Here is a 21,279-nt window from a genome sequence, read left to right as displayed (position 1 = left end):
ATTCTAGAAATATTTGAGTTTTACGATAACGTTGTAAATTTCGTAAATAAATTAGTTCAATAATGCGCTAAGTTGTTTATCTAGTTCAGGATCAGATGGTCTTGATGCATCAGATTTCACAATATTTCCTTGTGGGTCTATTAAGATAAATCGCGGAATTCCTGTCACACCATAATTCACAACAAACTCAGATTCCCAATCTTTATCTGCAAACAATTGAACGCCTCCCAATTTTTTATCGGTTACAAACTTTTTCCATTTTTCATTGTCTTTTGCTTTGTCAATAGAGATGCTTACAAATTCAATATTTTTTCCATGGTATTTCTCTTCAATTTTTTGCAAATACGGGATCTCAGCTCTGCAAGGCGCACACCAAGTAGCCCAAAGATCGATATAAACATATTTTCCCTTTAAATCAGAAAGCTTTGTTTTTCCTCCTTTAAAATTTTCGTAGTCAAATCCAGGAGACGGTTTTCCTACCATCTTATTTGCTTTAGAAACTCTTTCATACTCTTCGGCTGCATATTGGTGGAAACTTTCAAAACTGCGTTTTAGAGCTGTTTTAAATTCTGGAGCAAAATTTCCTTTTTCTAAACTCTCTGTATCCGCTTTTAATTTACTATCAAGCAAAGCAGTAAATTCGCCTGATTCTTTAGCAAAAGCATCTTTCTGAAAGCTTTCGTCTTTTAAAGCCTGTTGTGCCAAAAAATTACTTTCATCCACACCTTTACCTTTATATACAATCGTTTCATCAAATTCTTTGGCATTCATGGTTAAATTGAGTTCAGAATTTGGCTTTAAATATAAATTAGACGATTCTGTTCCATCAGAAAAAACATAGAATCCTTGAGGAGCATCAAAAGTAGCAGCAAAAATTTCTTTTTTATCAATTGGAATTACTTGCCTGAAATTATCTCTTCCTTTAATCACTAAAGTATCACTATTTCTATTGGCAATTTTAGCTGTGAACTTAATTGAATTTTTGCTTTGGGCAACAATATAAAGTGCATTGAAAATTACCAAACCTGCAACAAAAAGTTTTTTCATAGGTATTAATATTAGTTTTTAGATGAATCAAAACTAAAGAAATTAAAGCTTCGGATTTTTAGAATTAACAAAATATTTAAAATTATTCTGAATCAACTTATCACTTTACTATATTAATTTGAATTTTGTGTTTACTTTTGCAGTCTAAAATTTTGATTATGTATAGAAGTCATAATTGTGGCGAATTAAACGCTTCAAATATTAATACCGAAGTTACACTTGCGGGCTGGGTTCAAAAATCACGTGATAAAGGATTTATGAATTGGGTCGATTTACGCGACCGTTATGGAATCACACAACTTATTTTCGACGAAAGTCGTACCGATAAAACTGTTTTTGAATTGGCCAAAACTTTGGGTCGTGAATTTGTAATTCAGGTAAAAGGAACTGTTATTGAGCGTGAAGCCAAAAACAAAAATATTCCAACTGGTGAAATCGAAATTTTAGTTTCTGAATTAACAATTTTGAATACTGCTCTTACTCCTCCATTTACAATCGAAGATGAAACTGACGGTGGAGAAGACATCAGAATGAAATATCGTTATTTGGATATTAGAAGAAATCCTGTAAAAAACAGTTTGTTATTCCGTCATAAAGTAGCAATGGAAGTTCGCAAATATCTTTCTGATCTGGATTTCTGCGAAGTTGAAACGCCTTACTTAATTAAATCTACTCCAGAAGGAGCAAGAGATTTCGTTGTGCCAAGCCGTATGAACGAAGGTCAGTTTTACGCTTTGCCACAATCTCCACAGACTTTCAAACAATTATTGATGGTGGGTGGAATGGATAAATATTTCCAAATCGTAAAATGTTTCCGTGACGAAGATTTACGTGCAGACCGTCAGCCAGAGTTTACTCAGATTGACTGCGAAATGGCATTTGTAGAGCAAGAAGATATCTTGAATATTTTTGAAGGCTTGACAAGACATTTATTAAAAGAAATTAAAGGCATTGAAGTAGATAAATTCCCAAGAATCACGTACGACTATGCCATGAAAACATACGGAAATGACAAACCGGACATTCGTTTCGGGATGAAGTTTGGAGAATTGAACGAATTTGCACAGCATAAAGAATTTCCTGTTTTTAATGCAGCCGAATTAGTTGTCGGAATCGCTGTTCCTGGAGCCGGAAATTACACTCGTAAAGAAATAGATGGATTAATTGACTGGGTTAAACGTCCTCAAGTTGGAGCGTCTGGAATGGTTTACGTAAAATGTAACGAAGACGGAACTTACAAATCATCTGTAGATAAATTCTACGATCAGGATGATTTAACAAATTGGGCAAAAGCAACGGAAGCAAATCCTGGTGATATGATTTTTGTTCTTTCTGGTCCAGCTAATAAAACTCGTGCGCAATTATCTGCACTTCGTATGGAATTGGCAACTCGTTTAGGATTGCGTAATCCTGAAGAATTTGCTCCATTATGGGTTGTAGATTTTCCATTGTTAGAGTTAGACGAAGAAAGTGGGCGTTACCATGCTATGCACCACCCTTTTACTTCGCCAAAACCAGAAGACATGGCTTTATTGGAAACAGAACCAGGAAAAGTTCGTGCAAATGCATACGATATGGTTTTGAATGGTAATGAAATTGGAGGTGGATCTATTCGTATTTACGATAAAGCAACACAACAATTAATGTTCAAATATTTAGGATTTACTGAAGAAGAAGCAAAAGCGCAATTCGGATTCTTAATGGATGCTTTTCAATTTGGAGCACCGCCTCACGGAGGGCTTGCTTTTGGTTTAGACAGACTTGTTGCTATCTTAGGAGGACAAGAAACCATTAGAGATTTCATTGCATTCCCTAAAAATAATTCTGGACGCGACGTCATGATCGATGCCCCTGCAGCAATTGACGATGCACAATTGAAAGAACTTCGTATAAAAGTTGATATTGCTTAAAAGCAGTAAAATAATCATAAAAAATATTAAAGCCGTTGAAAATTCAGTGGCTTTTTTATTTTAACAAAATGTTAAGAAAAATCTTAAATGATAATTTTTTTAAATTATCATATTCTTACAATTTTAATATTTTTATATTCTTACAATTAATGATTCGCAAATTATGCTATTTTATAAACAAATTGATGCAATAAACCGCGTAAAAACACTGTAAATCAATAATTTTTACAAAAAATTAACACGTATTTGTCTTTTGTATGATTTTATATGTTACATTTGTTTTATTATAAATTATTATTACAATTACAATGCGTACAGGTACAGTAAAATTTTTCAATGAATCTAAAGGTTATGGGTTCATTACAGACGAAGAAACAGGAAAGGACATCTTCGTTCACGCTTCAGGAATTAACGCGGAAGAATTACGCGAAGGTGACCGTGTAAGCTACGAAGAAGAAGAAGGAAGAAAAGGGAAAGTTGCTGCTAAAGTAGCAGTGATCTAAGAAAAATATAGCAATTATTTTTTTTTGCCTCTGAATGGTCTCAGAAGACGTCCCGAAAATATCGGGACGTTTTTTTTTACCCCAAATCTTAAAAAAATATTAAAATACCACCTTGTTATTTATAATGAATAAAAATTAGACATAAACGCCGTTTGGCACCCTACTTAAATCCTTTTTTAACTTGTGTTTTACAGACTTCCAAGTTATCTTTGTGGCTCATTTTTTAAGTATAAAATCAAAGTTTATGCAATCTGATCAATACAGTTACATTCCTATTTTAATGCAGTTTATTCTAGCTGTTGGTTTTGTGGTAGGAACAATCATCATTTCTGGGAAATTAGGACCAAAAAGATCCTCTGAAGTTAAAGATCAAAACTTCGAATGCGGTATCGAATCTGTTGGTAATGCCCGTATTCCTTTTTCTGTAAAATACTTCTTAGTTGCCATTTTGTTTGTATTGTTCGATGTAGAGGTTATTTTCCTTTATCCATGGGCAGTAAACTTCAAAGACTTAGGAATTGAAGGAATGTTAAAAATGTTAGTTTTCATGTCTTTGCTTTTGGTTGGGTTCTTTTACATCATCAAAAAGAAAGCATTAGAGTGGGAATAACGATTTTAGATCTGAGATTTAAGATTTATCTAATTCTGAGATTTAAAATTTGAACTCAAAATTTAAAGTACTGATTTAAAAAATTGATTTTACTTTTTTAGAATTACAAAATCTAAAATCTAAAATCAGAAATCTAAAATAAAATGAGCGATTCAAAAGTAAATATGGTTGCACCGCCAGAAGGAGTTGTTGGCGAAGGTTTCTTCGCGACAAAACTTAATGATGTTGTTGGTTTAGCAAGAGCCAACTCATTATGGCCGCTTCCTTTCGCGACTTCATGCTGTGGTATCGAGTTCATGGCAACAATGGCATCTCACTATGACTTAGCTCGATTTGGTTCTGAGCGTGTGAGCTTCTCGCCAAGACAGGCAGATATGCTTTTAGTAATGGGAACTATTTCTAAAAAAATGGCGCCAATTTTAAGACAAGTATACGAGCAAATGTCTGAACCTCGCTGGGTAATTGCTGTTGGAGCCTGCGCTTCTTCAGGAGGTGTTTTTGACACGTATTCTGTTCTTCAAGGAATTGATAAAGTTATTCCTGTTGACGTTTATGTGCCAGGATGCCCGCCAAGACCAGAACAAATTGTTGATGGAGTTATGAGACTTCAGGAATTGGTAAAAAGCGAATCGGTGAGACGAAGAAGCTCTCCAGAATACCAAGAATTATTAGCTTCATATAATATCTCATAAGATGGCCTTAGAAAACACCCTGATTCAAGACAAACTTGTAGAAACATTTAATAATGATGTTTTTAACTTTCAGCAAGAAAGAGATATTTTTTCTTTAGAAGCTTCGGCTGATAAAATTACAGCCTTGATTCTATTCCTTAAAAACGATCCAGAATTACGTTTTCATTTCTTAACAGATTTATGCGGAATTCACTATCCAGATAACGAAACAGAACGTCAGTTTGCGGTTGTTTACCATTTACACAACTGGTATGAAAACAAACGATTAAAAATCAAAGTTTTCTTAAATGGTGAAAAACCAGAAATCAAATCGATTACCAATATTTTCTTGAGTTCAAACTGGATGGAAAGAGAAACTTACGATTTCTTTGGAGTTAACTTTATAGGACACCCTCAATTGAAACGTATTTTAAATATGGACGAAATGCAGTCTCACCCAATGAGAAAAGAATTCCCACTGGAAGACAGCGGAAGAACTGACAAGGACGACAGATTCTTTGGAAGAACAACATCAAATTGCTAAAAAATAATTCAACATTATAAAATGTCAGAACTATTATTACCACCAGAGCATCGTTATGCTAAAATAATTAAGGAGAGATTAAACGACGACGGAAGCGAACTTTCTGTACTGAATTTAGGTCCTACACACCCTGCCACACACGGTATTTTCCAAAATATCCTGCTGATGGATGGTGAAAAAATTCTTGAGGCTGAGCCAACGATTGGCTACATCCACAGAGCATTCGAAAAAATTGCCGAAAATCGTCCTTTTTATCAAATTACACCACTTACAGACCGTATGAACTATTGTTCATCTCCTATTAATAATATGGGATGGTGGATGACAGTAGAAAAACTATTAGGTATTGAAGTTCCTAAAAGAGCTCAGTATTTAAGAGTTATCGTTATGGAGCTGGCTCGTATTACAGACCACATTATCTGTAACGGGATTTTGGGTGTAGATACTGGTGCGTATACTGGTTTCTTATACGTTTTTCAATTTAGAGAAAAAATCTACGAAATCTATGAAGAAATTTGTGGAGCTCGTTTGACTACAAATATGGGAAGAATTGGTGGTTTTGAAAGAGACTGGTCTCCAGAAGTTTTCAAAAAACTAGACAAATTCCTAGAAGAATTCCCACCTGTTTGGCAAGAATTCCAAAATTTATTCGAGAGAAATAGAATTTTCCTTGATAGAACTGTAAACGTTGGTGCAATCACTGCTGAAAAAGCAATAGCTTACGGATTTACAGGTCCAAATTTACGTGCTGCTGGAGTCGATTACGACGTACGTGTTGCACAACCTTACTCATCTTACGAAGATTTCGATTTTATTGTTCCTGTTGGAAAATCAGGAGACACTTATGATCGTTTCTGTGTTCGTAATGCTGAAGTTTGGGAAAGTTTAAGCATTATTCGTCAGGCATTAGAAAAAATGCCTCCAGGAAATGAATATCACGCTGAAGTTCCAGATTACTACCTTCCTCCAAAAGAAGATGTTTACACTTCTATGGAATCTTTAATTTATCACTTTAAGATTGTAATGGGAGAAGTTCCTGTACCAGTTGCAGAAATCTACCATCCAGTAGAAGGAGGAAATGGAGAAATCGGTTTCTATTTAATAACAGACGGAAGTAGAACTCCATATAGATTACATTTCAGAAGACCTTGCTTTATTTATTATCAAGCATTCCCAGAAATGATTAAAGGTGCCATGCTTTCTGATGCAATTATCATTCTTTCAAGTTTGAACGTAATTGCAGGAGAATTAGACGCCTAAAAATTTAGATTTTAGAAGATAAAATTTAGATTAAAAAATTTGTGCCTTTGCGCCTTTGTGGCAAAACAAGAATAAAATGGAAAGAAAACATTACAAACAAGAAATAAACATGACTGAGGCATTGATGAACCGCATCAATGAATTAATCAGTCATTATCCTGAGGGCAAACAAAAATCGGCTTTATTGCCTGTTTTGCACGAAGTTCAGGATGCACACAACAACTGGCTTAGTATTGAATTGCAAGATAAAGTTGCCGAGATTCTTCAGATAAAACCAATCGAGGTTTATGAAGTGGTTACTTTCTATACGATGTTCAACCAGAAGCCAATTGGTAAGTACATGTTTGAGTTCTGCCAGACTTCTTGTTGCTGCTTACGTGGTGCCGAAGATTTAATGGATTATACTTCTGAAAAATTGGGCATTAAAATGGGTGAAACAACTCCAGACGGAATGTTCACTATTGCCGGTGTAGAATGTTTAGGTGCTTGCGGATACGCTCCAATGATGCAATTGGGAGATTTCTACAAAGAAAAACTGACAGAAGAGAAAATCGATCAGATCATTGCTGATTGTAGAGAGGATAAAATAATATTACACGATAAATAAGATGTCACAAAAAATATTATTAGATAAAATCAATATTCCTGGAATTAAAACCTACGAAGTGTATCGCCAAAATGGCGGTTATGCTTCTGTAGAAAAAGCTTTAAAAACACTTACTCCAGATGAAGTTACTGAAGAAGTAAAAAAATCAGGATTACGTGGTCGTGGTGGTGCAGGTTTCCCTGCTGGAATGAAATGGAGCTTTATTGATAAAAAATCAGGAAGACCAAGACACTTAGTGTGTAATGCCGACGAATCTGAGCCTGGAACATTCAAAGATCGTTATTTGATGGAATTTATTCCTCACCTATTGATCGAAGGAATGATTACTTCAAGCTACGCTTTGGGCGCTAACCTATCATATATCTACATACGTGGAGAATATATGTGGGTTTTCAAAATCTTAGAAAGAGCAATCGCCGAAGCAAAAGCTGCCGGTTGGTTAGGAAAAAATATATTAGGATCAGGTTATGACTTAGAACTTCACGTACACTGTGGAGCTGGAGCATATATCTGTGGAGAAGAAACAGCATTGATCGAATCATTGGAAGGTAAAAGAGGAAATCCTCGTATTAAACCACCTTTCCCAGCCGTTTCTGGTCTTTGGGCAAATCCAACCGTTGTAAACAACGTTGAAACTATTTCAACTGTGCCTTGGATTGTAAACAACTCTGGAGATGATTATGCTAAAATTGGAATTGGACGTTCTACAGGAACTAAATTAATTTCGGCTTCTGGACACATTAAAAATCCTGGTGTTTACGAAATAGAATTAGGTTTAAGCGTAGATGAGTTCATGAATTCTGACGAATATTTAGGAGGAATGTCTTCTGATCGTCCTTTAAAAGCATTCGTACCTGGAGGTTCTTCTGTTCCAATCTTACCTGCTGATTTGATTTTCAAAACAGCAAACGGAGAAGATCGTTTAATGACTTACGAATCTCTTAGTGATGGTGGTTTTGCTACTGGATCTATGTTAGGTTCTGGAGGATTTATTGTTTACAATGACACAGCTTGTATCGTTAGAAACACTTGGAACTTTGCCCGTTTCTACCACCACGAATCTTGTGGACAATGTACGCCTTGCCGCGAAGGAACAGGATGGTTAGAAAAAATCTTATGGAGAATCGAAAACGGTCAAGGCCGTGAAGAAGATATCGAATTATTGTGGAGCATTCAAAGTAAAATTGAAGGAAACACAATTTGTCCGCTTGGTGATGCCGCTTCTTGGCCTGTAGCTGCTGCGATTCGTCACTTTAGAGATGAGTTCGAATATCATGTTCGTTTCCCTGAAAAAATCAAAAATAGAGATCACTTTGTCGCTGAACCTTTTTCACAAGTAAAACATTTAGTTGGCAGTAAAGTAATCGTATAATATAAAAAGCAGAAAGTTATAAAGTTCATAATGTTAAAAAGGACAGCAATTCTTTTCAATATTCCGACTTTCAACATTCAAATCATAAAGAGATGAAAGTAACCATAGACGGTCAAAGTATAGACGTAGAACCAGGAACAACGATCCTGCAGGCTGCACGTATGATTGGTGGAGATTTGGTGCCGCCAGCCATGTGCTATTACTCAAAATTAAAAGGCAGCGGAGGAAAATGTCGTTGTTGTTTAGTTGAAGTTTCTAAAGGTAGTGAAGCTGACCCAAGACCAATGCCAAAATTAATGGCATCTTGTGTAACAGGATGTATGGACGGAATGGAAGTAAACAGTAAATCTTCTGCCAGAGTTACCGAAGCACGTAAATCTGTAACAGAGTTTTTATTGATTAACCACCCATTAGACTGCCCTATTTGTGATCAGGCGGGAGAATGTGATCTTCAAAATTTAAGTTTTGAGCACGGAAACCCAAAATCACGTTATATTGAAGAGAAAAGAACATTTGAACCAGAAGATATCGGTCCAAATATTCAACTGCATATGAACCGTTGTATTTTATGCCAAAGATGCGTACAAGTTGCGGATCAATTGACAGACAACAGAGTTCACGGAGTATTAGATCGTGGTGATCACGCTAATATCTCAACTGGTATTTCTAAAGCTATCGATAATGAGTTCTCTGGAAACATGATTGATGTTTGTCCGGTTGGAGCTTTAACAGATAAAACTTTCCGTTTTAAATCAAGAGTTTGGTTTAACAAACCTTATAACGCGCACAGAGAATGTACTACTCCAGGGTGTTGTGGTAAAACTACGGTTTGGATGTTTGGAGGAGAAATTCAGCGTGTAACGGGTCGTAAAGACGAGTACCATGAAGTTGAAGAATTTATTTGCAACAGCTGTCGTTTTGATCACAAAGATGTTAATGACTGGGTAATTGAAGGACCAAGAGAGTTTGAAAAAGACTCTGTAATCAACCAAAACAATTACACTCAAAAATTAGAGAAAGTTCAAATCGATACAGAAAAGAACATTCTTTTAGGTAGAGATATCGACCGTAAAAAGATTAGTATGGCAGCAATTCCATTAACTGATAAAGACCAAAAACAATAAGAAATGGAAAGTGCATTTATTATAGAAAAGAGTGTTGTTATTGTTGTCGTTTTTGCGGTAACAATGATTATGGCAATGTATTCTACTTGGGCAGAACGTAAAGTTGCTGCTTTTTTGCAAGACCGTGTTGGACCAAACCGAGCTGGATGGGGAGGTTTATTACAGCCACTTGCAGATGGTATGAAATTATTCTCAAAAGAAGAGTTTTTCCCAAATACGCCAAATAAATTTTTATTCGTTGTAGGTCCGGCAATTGCAATGAGTACAGCCTTGATGACAAGTGCTGTAATTCCGTGGGGAGATCGTTTGCATCTTTTTGGAAGAGACATTATTCTTCAAGCTACCGACGTAAATATTGCTTTATTATACATTTTCGGAGTTCTTTCTGTAGGAGTTTATGGTATCATGATTGGTGGATGGGCTTCTAACAACAAATTCTCTTTGATGGGAGCTATACGTGCAGCTTCTCAAATGGTTTCTTACGAAATTGCAATGGGATTATCAATTATTGCTTTATTGATGATGACTGGAACAATGAGTTTAAAAGAGATCTCCTTACAGCAGCAAGGAATGAACTGGAATGTTTTTTATCAGCCGTTATCATTCTTAATTTTCTTAATCTGTTCGTTTGCAGAAACAAACAGAACTCCTTTTGACTTAGCAGAATGTGAAAACGAGTTAATTGGAGGTTACCACACAGAATATTCGTCAATGAAAATGGGATTCTATTTATTTGCTGAATATGCAAGTATGTTTATCTCTTCTACTATTATTTCTGTATTATTTTTCGGTGGATACAACTACCCAGGAATGCAATGGATGGTAGAAAATGTAGGTGTAAATACAGCTAACTTATTAGGAATTGGAGCATTATTTATAAAAATATGTTTCTTCATTTTCTTCTACATGTGGGTACGTTGGACAATTCCAAGATTTAGATATGACCAATTAATGAACTTAGGCTGGAGAATCTTAATTCCACTTTCGATTATTAATATCATGATTACAGGTGTTGTTATTTTAAGACACGATATTGCAGCAGCTTTAGGATTCTAAGAACCGTAATAAGCTTCAAATAAAAACAAAAATAGATTTTGAATTTGATTGAATATCAAATTGTAAATCATAAACTATAATAGTAAAAATGTCAATAGAAACTATATCATTATCGGGTAGAAAAAAGGTGGTCTCAAATAAGGAGATGTCTTTTGTTGAGCGATTGTATCTTGTGGCGATTGTAAAAGGTTTAATCATTACTGTCAAACACCTTTTCAGAAAAAAAGTTACCATTCATTACCCAGAACAGGTTCGTGAAATGAGTCCGGTTTACCGTGGTCAGCACATGTTGAAACGCGATGAGCAAGGTCGCGAAAACTGTACTGCTTGCGGATTATGTGCATTATCATGTCCTGCTGAAGCAATCACTATGAAAGCTGCAGAACGTAAACCTGATGAAAAACACTTATATAGAGAAGAGAAATACGCTGAGATCTATGAAATCAATATGCTTCGTTGTATTTTCTGCGGTTTATGTGAAGAAGCTTGTCCAAAAGACGCTATTTACTTAACTGAGTCTAAAGTGTTAGTTCCTGCTAGTTACAACAGAGAAGATTTCATTTTCGGGAAAGATAAATTAGTAATGCCCTTAGAAATGGCTATGAAAAACGCTCAACTTAAAAATGCTAACTAAATGATACATATTCCTGATTTTGCACACGCAACAACTATTCAAGTTATCTTTTGCTTTTTAGCGTTTATTACCGTTATTACTGCTTTCTTGACTATTTTCAGCAGAAACCCGATTCACTCGGCTATTTACTTAGTGATTTGTTTCTTTTCTATTGCTGGTCATTATTTACTATTAAATTCTCAGTTCTTAGCTGTTGTTCATATAATAGTCTACTCCGGAGCTATTATGATTCTGTTCCTGTTTACCATCATGTTGATGAACCTGAATGAACAGCGAGAAGTTCACCGTCCTAGAATTACGCGTTTAGGTGCTATTGTGTCCTTCTGTTTAATATTGATTGTTTTAATTGCAATCTTTATTAACTCAAAACCAATTGTTGGTGAGTACGATTCTACTGGAGAAGATTTCCAATCAATTAAAGTTTTAGGTAAAATCTTATTGGACGAATATATGGTTCCATTTGAATTTGCTTCGATCTTGCTTTTGGTTGCTATGATTGGAACAGTTCTATTGTCTAAAAAAGAAAAATTAAATAAATAATGGGTAATATATTAAATCAAATAGGTATTGAAAACTACATCTTTTTGAGTGTTGTACTTTTCTGTATTGGTATTTTTGGTGTATTGTACAGACGAAATGCTATTATCGTTTTCATGTCTATCGAAATTATGTTGAATGCGGTAAACCTTTTATTTGTTGCTTTTTCAACTTATCATCAAGATGCGCAAGGACAAGTTTTTGTGTTCTTCTCGATGGCGGTTGCTGCAGCCGAAGTTGCGGTAGGATTGGCCATTTTAGTTTCTATCTTTAGAAATATCGGATCAATCAGTATCGATAATTTAAAAAATTTAAAAGGATAATCAGAAATGGATACCAATTTAGCTTTAATTTTAGTTTTAACTCCTTTACTAGGTTTTCTAGTAAATGTCTTTTTTGGAAAAAGCTTAGGAAAAACAGTTTCTGGTGCAATCGGAACTATTGCCGTAGCAATTTCTTTTGTAGTTTCTCTTTTACTTTTTAATCAAATAACTTCAACTGGAAAAGGAATTGAAGTTACTTTATTTGATTGGATACAAATTAGCAACTTAAAAATCAATCTTGGATTTTTATTAGATCAATTATCTGTTCTTTGGTTACTTTTCGTAACTGGAATTGGATCTTTGATCCACTTATACTCTATCAGTTACATGCACGATGATGAGAATATGCACAAATTCTTTGCCTATTTAAATCTATTCGTATTCTTCATGATTACGCTTGTAATTGGAAGCAACTTATTAGTTCTTTTCATCGGATGGGAAGGTGTTGGACTTTGCTCTTACCTATTAATTGGATTTTGGCATAAAAACCAAGATTACAATGATGCTGCAAAAAAAGCTTTCATCATGAACAGAATTGGAGATTTAGGTTTATTAATCGGAATGTTCATCATCGGATCGATGTTCTCTACATTAGATTATGCAACTTTAAAAACTGCAATTGCAGGAGCGACTAACTTAAATTTACCATTACTTTCTTTAGCTGCTTTATGTTTATTTATTGGAGCTTGTGGTAAATCTGCTCAAATTCCGTTATACACTTGGTTACCTGATGCGATGGCTGGACCAACTCCAGTTTCTGCATTGATACACGCGGCTACGATGGTTACTGCTGGTATCTTTATGGTAACAAGATTAAACTTTGTTTTTGACCTTGCAACAGATGTTCAATCTGTAATTGCAATTATTGGAGCAATCACTTCACTAGTTGCCGCTACAATTGGCTTAGTTCAAAACGATATCAAAAAAGTATTGGCTTACTCTACAGTTTCTCAATTAGGTTTAATGTTTTTAGCATTAGGATTTGGAGCTTATGAAGTAGCTGTTTTCCACGTAATCACTCACGCTTTCTTCAAAGCTTGTTTATTCTTAGGTTCTGGATCTGTAATTCACGGATTACACGGAGAGCAAGATATGCGTAACATGGGAGGTTTGCGTAAAGCAATGCCAATCACGTTCTGGACTATGTTGATTTCTTCATTAGCAATTTCTGGAGTTCCATTCTTTTCTGGATTCTTCTCTAAAGACGAAATTTTATTGACAGCTTTCCACCACAGTATTCCATTATATGTTGTTGGATCAGTTGCTTCAATCATGACAGCTTTTTATATGTTCCGTTTAATGTTCTTGACTTTCTTCAAAGAATTTAGAGGAACAGAAGAACAAAAACATCATTTACACGAAAGCGGTTCATTAATTACTATTCCGCTTATCATCTTAGCTATTTTGGCAACTTTTGGCGGATTAATCAGTTTGCCTGGAAACAGCTGGTTAAATGGATACCTTGCTCCTCTTTTCACGAAAGTAGCTGAAGAACACCACCACTTAGGCCCAACTGAATACACTTTGATGGGTGTTGCAGTTTTAGGTGGATTACTAGGAATTTTAATCGCTTACGTAAAATACTTTAAACAAGATAATGTTCCAGAATCTGATGAAAACATTACTGGTTTAAGCAAAGTTTTATATAACAAATATTATGTAGACGAAGTTTACGATGCAGTATTTGTTGCGCCAATTAATAGTTTATCTAAATTCTTTAGAGACTATATCGAGACAGGATTATCTGCTCTTGTTTTTGGATTAGGTAAAATAGCAAACGAAATTGCTTTCCAAGGAAAAAAATTACAAACCGGAAGTATAGGATTATATCTATTTGTTTTTGTTTTAGGACTTTGTGCAATTGTTTCCTATATATTTTTAGCTCAATAATATTATTACTATGAACGTTTCTACTATATTAATTATACTTTTAATTGGTGCATTTGCCACTTATTTTTCTGGTGACAAACTAGCTTCAAAAGTTGCTTTATTATTTAGTTTAGCAGCTTTAGGATGTTCAATTGTATTATTGAATAATTATAATGCTGGCGAAAATATTAGCGTAATCAGCAACTGGATCAATCAGCCTAAAATTTCTTTCGCTTTAAATGGTGACGGACTTGGATTTGCAATGGTTTTATTAACCGTAGCTTTAACTCCGATTATTATATTTTCTTCTTTTGGAAATGAATATAAAAATGCAAAAGGCTTTTATGGATTAATCTTGTTTATGGCTTTTGCTATGGCGGGAACTTTCTTAGCAGCTGACGGTCTTTTATACTATATCTTCTGGGAGCTAGCACTTATTCCAATCTACTTTATTGCTTTGATTTGGGGTAATGGCGATGCTGAAGAGCGCAGAAAAGCAGTGGTTAAATTCTTTATTTATACACTAGCAGGTTCGTTATTCATGTTGACTGCTTTTATTTATTTATACACAAAAGCGGGTTCTTTCTTAATCGAAGATTTATACAAAGTAAACTTATCTGCTTGCGAGCAATTCTGGGTTTTCTTGGCTTTCTTTTTAGCTTATGCTATTAAAATTCCAATTATTCCTTTCCATACTTGGCAAGCAAATGTGTACCAAAAAGCACCAACAGTTGGAACAATGCTTCTATCTGGTATCATGCTAAAAATGGGATTGTACAGTGTTCTACGTTGGCAATTGCCACTTGCACCAATCGCGGCTAAAGAATATATGCATATTTTTATTGCTTTAGGAATTGCTGGAGTTATTTACGGTTCTATCGTAGCTTTAAGACAAAAAGATTTAAAGAAATTATTAGCTTATTCTTCTCTTGCTCACGTTGGATTAATTGCTGCTGGATCTTACACTTTGACTCTTGACGGTTTTAGAGGATCAGTTATGCAAATGATCGCTCACGGTTTTGTTGTGGTAGGATTGTTCTTTGCTGCTGAAGTAATTTTTAGAAGATACGAAACGAGAGAAATTGGCGAAATGGGAGGAATCCGTGCTCAATCTCCAAAATTCACATCGATGTTTTTAATCTTAGTATTAGCTTCTGTTGCATTACCAAGTACATTTAACTTCGTTGGAGAGTTTACAGTATTATACAGTTTATCTCAAATCAATATCTGGTTTGCTATTCTTGGCGGTACTACTATTATTCTAGGCGCTTACTATATGTTAAGAATGTTCCAGCATGTAATGTTAGGAGAAACTAATTCTAAAACTTTTGCAGATGTTACGCTAAACGAAGGAATTTCATTTGCTGTAATCATTGCAGTTTTATTATTCTTTGGTTTCTATCCAAAACCAATCACAGATTTGATTACACCAAGCTTGGAAAACATTTTACAAGTTATCAATAAGAACTAATATTTTAAACAAAAAATAAATTAGGATTTGAGCTTAAAAATTGAAATCCTAAATCAAAAAGATAAAAATGAATACATTAATAGCTATAACAGGATTGGGTATTTTCTGCCTATTGTTTGAAATTCTTAATTTAAGAAAGGCGATCGTTCCTATTACCATTTTGGGTCTAGTAGGCGTATTGGCACTTAATTACTGTGAATTTGGAGCAGAACAAAGTTATTACAACAACATGATAGCAGTGAGTAAGTTTTCTACAGCTTTTTCATCATTGTTTATCGTTTTGACTATTTTCCTTGTAGCATTAAGCCATAATTTTTACCATAATCATCCAACAAAAATTTCTGATTATGTTGCTATTAAAGTTTTCTTACTAGCTGGAGCTGTAGCAATGGTTTCTTTTGGAAACTTAGCAATGTTCTTCTTAGGAATCGAAATTCTATCTATTGCTTTATATGTTTTAGCGGCAAGTGACCGTTTGAATATAAAGAGTAACGAAGCAGGTATGAAATATTTCTTAATGGGATCTTTTGCTTCTGGAATTATTTTATTCGGAATCTGCTTGATTTACGGAGCAATGGGAACTTTTGACATCAGTGAAATCCATGAGAGTGCTTTATCTGCAGAATTACCGATCTGGTTTCCTATTGGATTGATTTTAATGATTATCGGAATGTTATTTAAAGTGGCAGCTGTTCCTTTCCACTTCTGGGCTCCAGACGTTTACGAAGGTTCTCCAGCTCTAACAACTGCCTTGATGAGTACTTTAGCAAAAGTAGTAGCTATTGCAACTCTATTTAAGCTAATCTCTGGCATGAATGTAATTGCTTCACTCGACAATCAAGATCTTTTACATACGTTTGAAGTTATTGTAGTTATCATTTCTATTGCTTCAATGTCTGTTGGTAATATCATGGCATTACGACAAGTAAACGTAAAACGTATGCTTGCTTTCTCTGGAATTTCTCATGCAGGTTTCATGTTAATGACATTATTAACGGTTTCTGCTTCTGCTGGAGTTCTACTGTATTATACTGCTGCATATGCATTGGCAGGGATCGCGGCTTTCAGTGTAATCTTATATGTTTGCAGAGATCATGATAATGAAGATATTACAAACTTCCATGGTTTAGGAAAAACAAATCCGCTATTAGCTGCAATCCTTACAGCCTCATTATTGTCAATGGCCGGAATCCCAATTTTCTCTGGATTCTTTGCCAAGTTATTCTTATTCGACCAAACCATTCAAGCAGGATATATTGGTTTAGTAATCGTTGCAGTAATCAACTCAATTATAAGTGTTGGATATTATTTTAAACTTATTATTGCAATGTATTCTAAAGAACCTAATCAAGAAAGAACAGGAAAACCATTCCTTATTTATGCTACAGCTGTGGTATCAATTGCTTTAAACATTGCATTAGGTTTATTCCCATCATTAGTTTTAGACTTATTGAAATAAGATAACCTCTTGATTTAAAATACTCGAAAATCCATTAAATTAATTTTTAATGGATTTTTTTTATGCCTTACATAAGAACAGAAATTCATGTTAAAAAATTCTTTCCAATAATTGCACTTCAAAAAATCTCCATATATTTGAGTTCAATTAAATGTATTAAAATATGAACTTTAATTCAAAAAATCCATTTTTAAACAGTAAGCGTTTTTCATCAAACGCTGAACCAAGGACAGAAGTACACCAAGCTCAGATTATTGACTACAATCAAGAAATGACGGTGTCTGGAACTATCAACAAAACAGCAATCTTATTCCTTATTTTGTGTGGTGCTGCTATGGTAACATGGTGGATGACTTTTAACGGAATAAATCCAATGTTGCCTACAATTGGCGGTGCTATTGTTGGTTTCATTTTAGTATTAGTTTCTTCGTTTAAACCACAATTATCTCCTTACCTAGCTCCAGGATATGCCCTATTTGAAGGATTATTCATAGGAGGTATTTCTGCAATATTTGAATTAAAATTTCCTGGAATCGTAATTAATGCAGTTGGTGCAACTCTTGTTACTTTCTTGGTTTGTCTTGGTTTGTATAAATTTAGAATCGTTAAAGTTACAGAACAATTCAAATCTGTTGTCGTTGCGGCTACATTAGCAATTGCAACATATTATTTAATTTCTTGGGTTGTATCAATGTTTACAAGCTGGACACCTGTTCATTATGGAAATTCTATGATGAGTATTGGTATCAGCGTTTTTGTTATCATCATCGCTGCTCTTAACCTTTTCTTAGATTTTGATTTAATTGAAAAAGGCGCGAGAGAAAAAATGCCAAAGTTTATGGAATGGTATGGAGCAATGGGATTAATGATTACATTGGTATGGTTATACATCGAATTCTTAAGACTCCTATCTAAATTTGCCAGCAGAGACTAGTCAGTCCTTATAATAAAATTGAAGCCCCTTTGAGTAAAATCAAAGGGGCTTTTTTTATGTCTAATAGGGTACTATTTTTACTGAGGTTTTATATTCAGGACTAAGAAACTTTTAAAAATAATCTGTTATTCAAAACCAAAAAGAATCCATTTCTTACAAAAATTTGAAATGTAATTTTTGTAATTAAAAAAAATTATCACTAATTGAATTTCTTCCAATTTTAATCACAAAATTATCAAATACTAAGAAAATACGCCTTTTCGCAATAATCCAAAAAATGTGTAATAAATTACAATTAATGCAATAAGTTGCATTTTTAACATTCAAAGAGCAAAAAAAATTAAGTATCCTCTTTTTTTTGGCAAAAAAATTATACTATTTAAAATTAATATATAATTTTGTGTAATCGATTACAATTAAACCACTTGGAATCGTAAGTAAAACCACTTACTTATTTTATTAACTATCTTAAACAAACACTATGAAAAAAAACCTACTTTTCGTGGCTGTCTTTCTTATGACAGTCCAATTATGGGCCCAAACCATTCAGATTAATGAAGCTTCTGGCTGGTTGGAATCTGCCTTTGTAAAATGGCAGCCAGTCAGCGGCGCCCAAACCTATAATGTGTATTACACGGGTAACGGATTTACAGACCAAAAAATTGATGACCAGCTAATTAGAAGTTACGGCTCTTATTTTCGTGCTGATATTCCAGGACTTAAAGCTGGAACGTACACTTTAAAAATTAAGCCTGTTATAAATGGTACTGAAGGAACTGGAACGACAACAAGCAGCCTAACCGTAGCTGCACATGACAGAAATGGTTTTGCATTTGAAGGCGGACGTGTTCCGGGAGGATACAAAGCTGACGGAACTCCCAAAGACAATGCCGTAATCCTTTACATTACACAAAATACCAAAAACACCATTTCGATGAATATTACCGGTGCAAGTTCAAATCCTTGTATTGGTCTACAAAATATTCTTTACGCCATTAAGAAAGGAAAAGATACACGTCCGTTTATCATTCGTTTAATTGGAAATATCACCGATATGACCGTTATGGAAGGTGGCGACGTTGTCATTGAAAATGCAAACAATGCTTCTAGCTATGTTACCATTGAAGGCATTGGAGACGATGCAGTTGCAAATGGATGGGGAGTTAGACTGAAATCAGCCTCAAACATAGAAGTAAGTAATCTGGGATTTATGAATTGCGATAGTACTGCTGGTGATAATGTGGGAATGCAACAGGACAATGACCACGTTTGGGTTCATAACTGCGATTTATTCTACGGAAATGCAGGAAGCGATGCTGACCAGATAAAAGGCGACGGCGCGCTTGACAATAAAACTTCGACTTATATCACGTTATCTTACAACCACTTTTGGGATAATGGAAAAGCAAGTCTTTTAGGTTTAAGCGAAGGAACAACTTCAGGATTGTACATCACGTATCACCACAATTGGTTTGATCACTCAGATTCTCGCCATCCTCGTGTTCGTTATTATTCAGCGCATATTTATAATAATTATTATGATGGAGTTTCTAAATATGGAGCAGGATCAACTCTTGGCTCATCTCTTTTCATGGAAGGAAATTATTTTAGAAATAGCAAACACCCAATGCTGACTTCTTTACAAGGTTCTGATATTTGGGATGAAGCCAATCAAGTAAATAACGCTGGAACAATGGGAACATTCTCTGGTGAAGCTGGAGGAAGCATCAAAGCTTTCAACAATACTTTTGATGCTTCTAACGGAACAAATAATATGCGTTTTGTAGCTTATAATGATCCGAATCCGTTGTATAATATCTCTGGAAAAATAAGCTCTACAACAGATTTTGATGCTTATGTGGCTGCTACAAGGGGCGAAGTGGTAAGCAGTGCAGTAAAATCTAAATCGGGCGCTAATGTTTACAACAACTTTGATACCGATGCGAATTTATATGTAAAAAATTTAGTAATTGATAGTCCAGCAACAGCTAAAGCTAAAGCTACTCAATATGCAGGACGTGTTTCTGGAGGAGATTTAAAATGGACATTCAACAATGCTACAGATGATACTTCTTCTTTAGTTATTACAGCATTAAAAACTGCTCTTACAAACTATACTGGAACTTTAGTTGCTGTACAAGGAGAAGGAAATCCGCCTGCTGGAACGCAGACTTTAACTTTGACTTCTGCTTCAAACAACAATCAAACTGTTGCAAGCGGTACAGCAATTTCTTCTATCGTATTTACATGGGGAGGAGATGCAACCGACGCAACTGTTACAGGATTACCTGCTTCGGGATTGACTTTTGTAAAGAATACTACAGCAAAAACTATCACCATTTCAGGTACGCCAACTGCAACAGTTTCATACTCAATTGCAACTTCTGGAACTAGTGGTTCTCCAGCCACTGGCTCAGGAACTGTAACAGTTACTGCTGCTGGAAACCAAACTTTAACTTCAACAGGAAATAATAGTCAGACTGTTTCTTCTGGAACTGCTATCGCTTCAATCGTGTTTACTTGGGGCGGAAACGCTACAGATGCAACTGTAACAGGATTACCAGCTTCTGGTTTATCTTTTGTAAAAAATACAACTGCAAAAACCATAACTATTACAGGAACTCCAACTGCAAATGTATCGTACTCTGTAACAACTTCAGGTACTGCAGGAACTCCTGTAACGGCATCAGGAACTATTACGGTTACAACTGGTTCTACTGGCGGATCTGAAATTCATAATTTTACAACTTCCGGAAAAACGAGTACATTTTATTCTATTACAGGAAATATGAATTCAACTCCAGGTTCTGTAACTTACAATGGATTAACACTTACTGAGCGTCTGAAAATTGAAACAAGCACATCAATAACATATACAACGACTAGTCCATCAACCTTAACTTTGGTTTTTGATTCTACTTTTACAGGAAGTATTAAAGTAGACAACGTTTCGTATGCAGCATCTGCTGGCATTGTAACCGTTTCTGTTGCAGCAGGTTCTCATTCTATTACTAAAAATTCTGTTGCCAACTTATACTATATCAGCACAGTTTATAGCGGAAGCACTCTAAAAATGGCAACAGTTAGCGATTCAGCAACAACAGAATCTGCAAAAATAGTTTTATATCCAAATCCTGTTTCGAGCACTTTATACTTATCAGACCCAGAACAGAAAGTACAAAAAGTACTTATCTATAACATTTCTGGAAACTTAGTAATTAAATCTGGAAATTCTGAAAGCATTGATACGAGCAGTTTAATTCCAGGCACTTATCTAGCAAAAATTTCTACTGTGGACGGATCAATTAATCAAACACTTATTAAAAAGTAAAACTGACTTAACTAAAC

At 34.9% G+C, this 21,279-nt stretch carries 19 protein-coding genes; 18 read left to right on the top strand and 1 reads right to left on the bottom strand.

Features of this window, described 5'->3' with window-relative positions:
• Positions 1-51 precede the first annotated feature (51 nt).
• Positions 52-1,047: a TlpA disulfide reductase family protein gene (locus GR162_RS01115; protein ID WP_066033063.1), complete on the bottom strand. Its 996-nt coding sequence runs from the start codon at positions 1,045-1,047 to the stop codon at positions 52-54.
• 158 nt (positions 1,048-1,205) lie between these two features.
• Here GR162_RS01115 and aspS point away from each other — a divergent pair, with 158 nt between their 5' ends.
• The 18 genes from aspS (at position 1,206) to GR162_RS01025 (ending at position 21,262) form a co-directional block, all read left to right on the top strand.
• A complete protein-coding gene (gene aspS / locus GR162_RS01110; protein ID WP_160780676.1) occupies positions 1,206-2,957 on the top strand; it encodes an aspartate--tRNA ligase in 1,752 nt (583 codons plus the stop codon).
• 308 nt (positions 2,958-3,265) lie between these two features.
• Positions 3,266-3,460: a cold-shock protein gene (locus tag GR162_RS01105; protein ID WP_007137066.1), complete on the top strand. Its 195-nt coding sequence runs from the start codon at positions 3,266-3,268 to the stop codon at positions 3,458-3,460.
• A 244-nt stretch (positions 3,461-3,704) separates the two neighbouring features.
• Entirely contained in the window at positions 3,705-4,070 is a 366-nt protein-coding gene (locus GR162_RS01100) for an NADH-quinone oxidoreductase subunit A (RefSeq protein ID WP_008466117.1), read from the top strand.
• 143 nt (positions 4,071-4,213) lie between these two features.
• Positions 4,214-4,762, top strand: a complete 549-nt coding sequence (locus GR162_RS01095; RefSeq protein ID WP_008466114.1) for an NADH-quinone oxidoreductase subunit B — start codon at positions 4,214-4,216, stop codon at positions 4,760-4,762.
• Position 4,763: 1 nt separating this feature from the next.
• Positions 4,764-5,285 carry an NADH-quinone oxidoreductase subunit C gene (locus tag GR162_RS01090; RefSeq protein ID WP_066033065.1) on the top strand — a complete coding sequence of 174 codons (522 nt, stop codon included), beginning with the start codon at positions 4,764-4,766 and terminating at the stop codon, positions 5,283-5,285.
• A gap of 21 nt (positions 5,286-5,306) precedes the next feature.
• The gene (locus GR162_RS01085) at positions 5,307-6,545 is read left to right on the top strand and encodes an NADH-quinone oxidoreductase subunit D (protein ID WP_160780675.1); all 1,239 of its coding nucleotides are present in this window, start codon (positions 5,307-5,309) and stop codon (positions 6,543-6,545) included.
• Positions 6,546-6,621: 76 nt separating this feature from the next.
• Positions 6,622-7,152 (top strand): NAD(P)H-dependent oxidoreductase subunit E, encoded by a 531-nt coding sequence (locus GR162_RS01080; RefSeq protein ID WP_008466111.1) that lies wholly within the window; start codon positions 6,622-6,624, stop codon positions 7,150-7,152.
• Between the two features lies 1 nt (position 7,153).
• On the top strand, positions 7,154-8,524 hold the full coding sequence (gene nuoF, locus GR162_RS01075) for an NADH-quinone oxidoreductase subunit NuoF (protein WP_160780674.1): 1,371 nt from the start codon (positions 7,154-7,156) through the stop codon (positions 8,522-8,524).
• Positions 8,525-8,616: 92 nt separating this feature from the next.
• Positions 8,617-9,648 carry a 2Fe-2S iron-sulfur cluster-binding protein gene (locus tag GR162_RS01070; RefSeq protein ID WP_008466109.1) on the top strand — a complete coding sequence of 344 codons (1,032 nt, stop codon included), beginning with the start codon at positions 8,617-8,619 and terminating at the stop codon, positions 9,646-9,648.
• Between the two features lie 3 nt (positions 9,649-9,651).
• Positions 9,652-10,704 (top strand): NADH-quinone oxidoreductase subunit NuoH, encoded by a 1,053-nt coding sequence (nuoH, locus tag GR162_RS01065; RefSeq protein ID WP_160780673.1) that lies wholly within the window; start codon positions 9,652-9,654, stop codon positions 10,702-10,704.
• An 88-nt stretch (positions 10,705-10,792) separates the two neighbouring features.
• Entirely contained in the window at positions 10,793-11,338 is a 546-nt protein-coding gene (locus GR162_RS01060) for an NADH-quinone oxidoreductase subunit I (protein ID WP_160780672.1), read from the top strand.
• A complete protein-coding gene (locus GR162_RS01055) occupies positions 11,339-11,878 on the top strand; it encodes an NADH-quinone oxidoreductase subunit J (RefSeq protein WP_066033069.1) in 540 nt (179 codons plus the stop codon).
• Positions 11,878-12,198, top strand: a complete 321-nt coding sequence (gene nuoK, locus GR162_RS01050) for an NADH-quinone oxidoreductase subunit NuoK (protein ID WP_008466103.1) — start codon at positions 11,878-11,880, stop codon at positions 12,196-12,198. The genes GR162_RS01055 and nuoK overlap by 1 nt, the downstream gene beginning before the upstream one ends.
• Before the next feature lie 6 nt (positions 12,199-12,204).
• Positions 12,205-14,088, top strand: a complete 1,884-nt coding sequence (gene nuoL / locus GR162_RS01045) for an NADH-quinone oxidoreductase subunit L (RefSeq protein WP_160780671.1) — start codon at positions 12,205-12,207, stop codon at positions 14,086-14,088.
• Between the two features lie 10 nt (positions 14,089-14,098).
• Positions 14,099-15,538 (top strand): NuoM family protein, encoded by a 1,440-nt coding sequence (locus tag GR162_RS01040; protein ID WP_160780670.1) that lies wholly within the window; start codon positions 14,099-14,101, stop codon positions 15,536-15,538.
• A gap of 67 nt (positions 15,539-15,605) precedes the next feature.
• On the top strand, positions 15,606-16,997 hold the full coding sequence (locus tag GR162_RS01035; RefSeq protein WP_160780669.1) for an NADH-quinone oxidoreductase subunit N: 1,392 nt from the start codon (positions 15,606-15,608) through the stop codon (positions 16,995-16,997).
• Positions 16,998-17,160: 163 nt separating this feature from the next.
• Complete coding sequence (locus GR162_RS01030; protein WP_160780668.1) at positions 17,161-17,931, top strand: Bax inhibitor-1/YccA family protein; 771 nt, start codon at positions 17,161-17,163, stop codon at positions 17,929-17,931.
• A gap of 481 nt (positions 17,932-18,412) precedes the next feature.
• Complete coding sequence (locus tag GR162_RS01025) at positions 18,413-21,262, top strand: T9SS type A sorting domain-containing protein (RefSeq protein ID WP_160780667.1); 2,850 nt, start codon at positions 18,413-18,415, stop codon at positions 21,260-21,262.
• Positions 21,263-21,279 lie beyond the last annotated feature (17 nt).

It is taken from the genome of Flavobacterium sp. HBTb2-11-1 (assembly GCF_009826975.1).
Classification (GTDB): Bacteria; Bacteroidota; Bacteroidia; order Flavobacteriales; family Flavobacteriaceae; genus Flavobacterium.
Note: the sequence above shows the minus strand (reverse complement) of the source record. Positions and strands in the feature narration are given on the sequence as shown.

Excerpts from the sequence above, each read along its gene's own strand:
- GR162_RS01115 (WP_066033063.1), bottom strand. The coding sequence starts at position 1,047 with ATGAAAAAACTTTTTGTTGCAGGTTTGGTAATTTTCAATGCACTTTAT.
- aspS (WP_160780676.1), top strand. The coding sequence starts at position 1,206 with ATGTATAGAAGTCATAATTGTGGCGAATTAAACGCTTCAAATATTAAT.
- GR162_RS01105 (WP_007137066.1), top strand. The coding sequence starts at position 3,266 with ATGCGTACAGGTACAGTAAAATTTTTCAATGAATCTAAAGGTTATGGG.
- GR162_RS01100 (WP_008466117.1), top strand. The coding sequence starts at position 3,705 with ATGCAATCTGATCAATACAGTTACATTCCTATTTTAATGCAGTTTATT.
- GR162_RS01095 (WP_008466114.1), top strand. The coding sequence starts at position 4,214 with ATGAGCGATTCAAAAGTAAATATGGTTGCACCGCCAGAAGGAGTTGTT.
- GR162_RS01090 (WP_066033065.1), top strand. The coding sequence starts at position 4,764 with ATGGCCTTAGAAAACACCCTGATTCAAGACAAACTTGTAGAAACATTT.
- GR162_RS01085 (WP_160780675.1), top strand. The coding sequence starts at position 5,307 with ATGTCAGAACTATTATTACCACCAGAGCATCGTTATGCTAAAATAATT.
- GR162_RS01080 (WP_008466111.1), top strand. The coding sequence starts at position 6,622 with ATGGAAAGAAAACATTACAAACAAGAAATAAACATGACTGAGGCATTG.
- nuoF (WP_160780674.1), top strand. The coding sequence starts at position 7,154 with ATGTCACAAAAAATATTATTAGATAAAATCAATATTCCTGGAATTAAA.
- GR162_RS01070 (WP_008466109.1), top strand. The coding sequence starts at position 8,617 with ATGAAAGTAACCATAGACGGTCAAAGTATAGACGTAGAACCAGGAACA.
- nuoH (WP_160780673.1), top strand. The coding sequence starts at position 9,652 with ATGGAAAGTGCATTTATTATAGAAAAGAGTGTTGTTATTGTTGTCGTT.
- GR162_RS01060 (WP_160780672.1), top strand. The coding sequence starts at position 10,793 with ATGTCAATAGAAACTATATCATTATCGGGTAGAAAAAAGGTGGTCTCA.
- GR162_RS01055 (WP_066033069.1), top strand. The coding sequence starts at position 11,339 with ATGATACATATTCCTGATTTTGCACACGCAACAACTATTCAAGTTATC.
- nuoK (WP_008466103.1), top strand. The coding sequence starts at position 11,878 with ATGGGTAATATATTAAATCAAATAGGTATTGAAAACTACATCTTTTTG.
- nuoL (WP_160780671.1), top strand. The coding sequence starts at position 12,205 with ATGGATACCAATTTAGCTTTAATTTTAGTTTTAACTCCTTTACTAGGT.
- GR162_RS01040 (WP_160780670.1), top strand. The coding sequence starts at position 14,099 with ATGAACGTTTCTACTATATTAATTATACTTTTAATTGGTGCATTTGCC.
- GR162_RS01035 (WP_160780669.1), top strand. The coding sequence starts at position 15,606 with ATGAATACATTAATAGCTATAACAGGATTGGGTATTTTCTGCCTATTG.
- GR162_RS01030 (WP_160780668.1), top strand. The coding sequence starts at position 17,161 with ATGAACTTTAATTCAAAAAATCCATTTTTAAACAGTAAGCGTTTTTCA.
- GR162_RS01025 (WP_160780667.1), top strand. The coding sequence starts at position 18,413 with ATGAAAAAAAACCTACTTTTCGTGGCTGTCTTTCTTATGACAGTCCAA.